This window comes from Pseudomonas sp. 05N434 (genome assembly GCF_056396965.1).
In genome coordinates, this window is record NZ_JBFTMK010000389.1 from 1 (window position 1) to 4,834 (window position 4,834).

Genomic DNA, 4,834 nt, shown 5'->3' on the forward strand with positions numbered 1-4,834 from the left:
GTCATCGAGCATCTCTCCTTACGCCCCAAGGACGCTCTTGTGCCTGGTCATCACTCACACGAAGCGATCTGCCCCGAGATGAACTCAAGGGTATGAACACACATAAGTTCCGAGCCACAGGCGCCGGCAAAGTTCAGAGGGATTTGCCAGGTCCTTCGAGGAATCAATCCCCTGGGCACGGGTCAACCAACTTAAGCATGACTCACGCCATCTATCGGTTGCACAGAACAATCACCGGCAAATGCGCCCTAACACTTAATGAATCCGCAAAAAGGCCTCCTCCATGACCGTGCGCATCGACAACCAGACCTGCTTCTTCATCACCGAAAACGGCGAAGAAATTCGCCTTTGCCCTGATATCACCATAATCACTGACGAGGAAAAATCCATGTCGGCAGTGGAACTCGACGGCCAGCGCTTCTACATCACCGAAGCAGAAGCCGACGCATTGACCGTAGCAGGTGCTGTGGACGGTCGCCGGCATTTGAAGGCCACGAACAGTGATTCGGTGATTTGACTGACCGGCATCAACACAACCCACCAGCGCCTGACCTAGGTACTTGCAGCCCGCCCTTGCGGGTGCATCAAGTTGTCGCAGGCGGGTGTGGGCAGCCCATCTGATCCGCCTTTTATTGCGCTAGGTGAGTCTGTTATGCAAACAGATCGCTGGTCATAGTGCTCAGGCCTGATGGAGGCTGATGAGCGAAAGACCATGAGCGATAGAATCCCCGTCCGAACCGTTGAACCTGCCTCGTTTATAAAAAACAATGAGCCTTCGCGTCCAAAGATGAAGGCCAAGTCCAGTGACAACCTGATCCACACCCGCAGCTTCACCGGCCTGTTCCGCACCCTGCGCATGAGCGGCGCGGGGTTTCTGTTTCTACTTTTCTTCGGCACGGTGTGGCTGAACTGGGGCGGCCGCCAGGCGGTGCTCTGGGATCTGTCCGAAAGCAAATTCCACATCTTCGGCGCGACCTTCTGGCCGCAGGACTTCATCCTGCTGTCGGCGCTGCTGATCATCGCCGCCTTCGGTTTGTTTGCGATCACCGTGTTCGCAGGCCGGGTCTGGTGCGGTTACACCTGCCCGCAGAGCTCCTGGACCTGGATCTTCATGTGGTGCGAGAAGATCACCGAAGGCGAGCGCAACCAGCGGATCAAGCTGCAAGCCGCGCCCTGGGGCCTGAACAAACTGCTCCGTCGCTCGGCCAAACACACCTTGTGGCTGGCGATCAGCCTGCTCACCGGCCTGACCTTTGTCGGCTACTTCACACCGATCCGGCCCCTGGCCGAAGAGCTGCTGACTTTGCAAATCGGCGGTGTCAGCCTGTTCTGGGTGCTGTTTTTCACCGGTGCCACTTACATCAACGCCGGCTGGCTACGTGAAGCCGTGTGCATGCACATGTGTCCATACGCACGGTTCCAGAGCGTGATGTTCGACAAGGACACCCTGACCATTTCCTACGACGTGGCTCGCGGCGAAAACCGTGGCCCGCGCAAACGTGAAGTGAAACCCGCCGAGGTCGGCCTGGGTGATTGCATCGACTGTCAGGTGTGCGTCCAGGTTTGCCCGACCGGCATCGACATCCGCGATGGCTTGCAGATGGAATGCATCGGTTGCGCCGCGTGCATCGACGCCTGCGATTCGATCATGGACAAAATGGGCTACGCCCGAGGGCTGATCAGCTACACCTCGGAGCATCAATTGCAGGGTGGCAAGACCCACCTGCTGCGCCCGCGCCTGATCGGTTACACCGCGGTGCTGCTGGTGATGATCGGCGCCTTCGCCCTGGCCTTGGTGGAGCGGCCGATGGTGTCGCTGGACGTGAGCAAGGACCGTGGCCTGTTCCGCGAGAACAGTGAAGGTCAGATCGAAAACATCTACAGCCTGAAGGTCATCAACAAGACCCAGCAACGTCAGGAGTACCGTCTGACACTGGTCGACGACGACGGCTTCCAGTTGCAAGGCAAGACCGAACTGAGCCTGGCCGCCGGGGAGATTGTCGATGTGCCGGTGTCGGTGGCGATGACCACGGAACGGCCGAGCAGCAGCTCGCAGACGATCGGCTTCAAGATTGTCGACAGCAATGAGCCGGACATCTATAGCGTGGCCAAGAGCCGGTTTGTTGCACCGATGAACCGTTGAGTCTTTAAGATGCAATCCTTTGTCCTGTGGCGAGGGGGCTTGCCCCCGTTGGGTCGCGAAGCGGCCCCCTACATTATTCAGATATATCGAGCAGTCTGGTTTTACGACTGCTGCGCAGCCGAACGGGGCGATGCGGCGTTCCGACAAGCCCCCTCGCCACAAAATGCACAATTCACTAACCGGGCACTCGATGAAACGCTACGAAAAATTCGCCGACGACATCGCTGAACTGATCCGCTCCGGCGTTCTTGGCCCCGGCCATCGGGTGCCGTCGGTGCGCTACGCCAGCCAGACCTACGGCGTCAGCCCGTCCACGGTGTTCCAGGCCTATTACCTGCTCGAACGTCGCGGCCTGATCCGCGCGCGACCGCGTTCCGGCTACTTCGTCAATGCGCATGCACCAAGCCCGTTCTCGGAGCCGGTGATCAGCAGCCAGGTCAACGAGTCCACCGAAGTCGACGTCAGCGAACTGGTGTTCTCAGTGCTGGACTCGATCAAGGACCCCACCACCGTGCCCTTCGGCTCGGCCTTCCCCAGCCCCACGCTGTTCCCGCTGCAGCGCTTGTCCCGCTCGCTGGCCAGTGCTTCCCGGGAGATGGACCCGCGCATGGTGGTCACCGACATGTCGCCGGGCAACCCGCAACTGCGTCGGCAAATCGCCCTGCGCTACATGGTCGGCGGGCTGATGCTGCCGATGGAGGAACTGCTGATCACCAACGGTGCGCTGGAAGCGCTGAACCTGTGCCTGCAAGCCGTCACCGAGCCTGGCGATCTGGTGGCCATCGAAGCCCCGGCCTTTTACGCCAGCCTGCAAGTGCTGGAACGGCTGAAGCTCAAAGCCGTGGAAATCCCCGTCCACCCGCGAGACGGCATCGACCTCGGCGTACTCGCCCAGACCCTGGAACGGCACCCGATCAAGGCCTGTTGGTGCATGACCAGTTTCCAGAACCCCATGGGCGCGACCATGCCCGAGGCGAAGAAACAGGAACTGGTGGAGTTGTTGCGCAGCCATCAGGTGCCGCTGATCGAGGATGACGTTTACGCCGAGCTCTATTACGGCCAACAGGCGCCGAAACCGGCCAAGGCGTTCGACACCGAAGGGCTGGTGATGCATTGCGGTTCGTTCGCCAAGAGCCTGGCCCCCGGCTACCGCATCGGCTGGGTCGCCGCCGGGCGCTATGCGCAGAAAATCGAACGGCTGAAGCTCATGACCTCGCTATGCGCCTCGATGCCCGCCCAGGCGGCCATCGCCGATTACCTGCAACACGGCGGCTACGATCGGCACCTGCGCAAGCTGCGTTACGCCCTGGAAGAACAGCAAAGTGCCATGCTCGCCGCCATCGCCCGCTACTTCCCGGCCCAAACCCGCGTCAGCCAACCGGCCGGCGGTTACTTCCTGTGGCTGGAACTGCCGCCGCAGATGGATTCGTTGAAGTTGTTTCAGATGGCACTGGCGCAGGGGATCAGCATTGCGCCGGGGCCGATTTTTTCACCGACTCAGCGGTTCAGGAATTGTATTCGGTTGAATTACGGCAGCCCGTGGACCGAGGATTCGGAGAAGGCGATGGAGACGTTGGGGCGGATTGTCAGGTCCTTTTAACAGCAAAAGATCGCGGCGCCCACAGGCGCGTGGGAGCTGCCGAAGGCTGCGATCTTTTGATCTTGCTTCTGATCTTTACCGCCCACCACCAAGATCGACGAAAGTCCCGGTCGCATACGACGCCTTATCCGACAACAACCACACAATCGCCTCCGCCACTTCATCCGGCCGCCCACCGCGGGCCATCGGAATCGCCGATTCCAGCTTGCTGACCCGGTCCGGATCGCCGCTCAATGCATGGAAATCGGTGTAGATGTAACCCGGACGCACCGCATTGACGCGAATCCCCTCGCCCGCCACTTCCTTGGACAGGCCGATGGTGAATGTGTCCAGCGCCCCCTTGGACGCGGCGTAATCCACGTACTCGTTGGGTGAACCCAAACGCGAGGCGACCGAGGAGACGTTGACGATGCTGCCGCCCTGCCCGCCGTGTTTGGGCGACATGCGCAAAATCGCGTGTTTGGCGCAGAGGATCGGCGCCAGGACGTTGGTCTTGAGGATTTTCAGAATGCGGAATTCCGACATTTCGTCGATCCGCGACTTTTGTCCGACGGTGCCGGCGTTGTTCACCAGCGCCGTGACCCGGCCCAGTTCGGTGTCCACCCGATGAAACAGAGCGATCACTTCGTCTTCGATGCTGACGTCGGCACGCACGGCGATGGCTTGGGCACCGCGTGCGCGGACTTGCTCCAGCACACTGAGCGCCGCCTGTTCGTCGGACTGATAATTGATGCAGATCCGATAACCTTGTTCGGCGGCCAACAGGGCCGTGGCGGCGCCGATTCCACGGCTGCCGCCGGTGATGACGATAACTTTGTCCATGCTGGCTTTCCCCCGTTCCTAGCGTAAGCAGTCGGGGCCAAGAATAACCGCCATTGCGCGGTTTTGCATGGACCTGCATCAACCCTGTGATGACAAACCTGTGGCGAGGGAGCTTGCTGTGGTGAGGGGGCTTGCCCCCGTTCGGCTGCGAAGCAGTCGTAAATTCAGGCAACTCGGTGAACATGAAAAATCGAAGAGGGACCGCTTCGCGGTCCAACGGGGGCAAGCCCCCTCACCACAGGCAAGCTCTCCTCACCACAGGGATCAAT

Annotated in this window: 4 protein-coding genes; 3 read left to right on the forward strand and 1 reads right to left on the reverse strand. The window is 60.3% G+C overall.

Annotated elements, in window-relative coordinates:
* Window positions 1-283 precede the first annotated feature (283 nt).
* The 3 genes from AC1DLB_RS21425 (at window position 284) to mapR (ending at window position 3,743) form a co-directional block, all read left to right on the forward strand.
* Window positions 284-517: a DUF3203 family protein gene (locus AC1DLB_RS21425; RefSeq protein ID WP_018926132.1), complete on the forward strand. Its 234-nt coding sequence runs from the start codon at window positions 284-286 to the stop codon at window positions 515-517.
* Window positions 518-712: 195 nt separating this feature from the next.
* Window positions 713-2,143 (forward strand): cytochrome c oxidase accessory protein CcoG, encoded by a 1,431-nt coding sequence (gene ccoG / locus AC1DLB_RS21430; RefSeq protein WP_477743006.1) that lies wholly within the window; start codon window positions 713-715, stop codon window positions 2,141-2,143.
* Window positions 2,144-2,333: 190 nt separating this feature from the next.
* Window positions 2,334-3,743, forward strand: a complete 1,410-nt coding sequence (gene mapR, locus AC1DLB_RS21435) for a GntR family transcriptional regulator MpaR (protein WP_018926134.1) — start codon at window positions 2,334-2,336, stop codon at window positions 3,741-3,743.
* Window positions 3,744-3,818: 75 nt separating this feature from the next.
* Here mapR and AC1DLB_RS21440 read toward each other — a convergent pair whose 3' ends face one another.
* Complete coding sequence (locus AC1DLB_RS21440; protein WP_018926135.1) at window positions 3,819-4,565, reverse strand: SDR family oxidoreductase; 747 nt, start codon at window positions 4,563-4,565, stop codon at window positions 3,819-3,821.
* Window positions 4,566-4,834 lie beyond the last annotated feature (269 nt).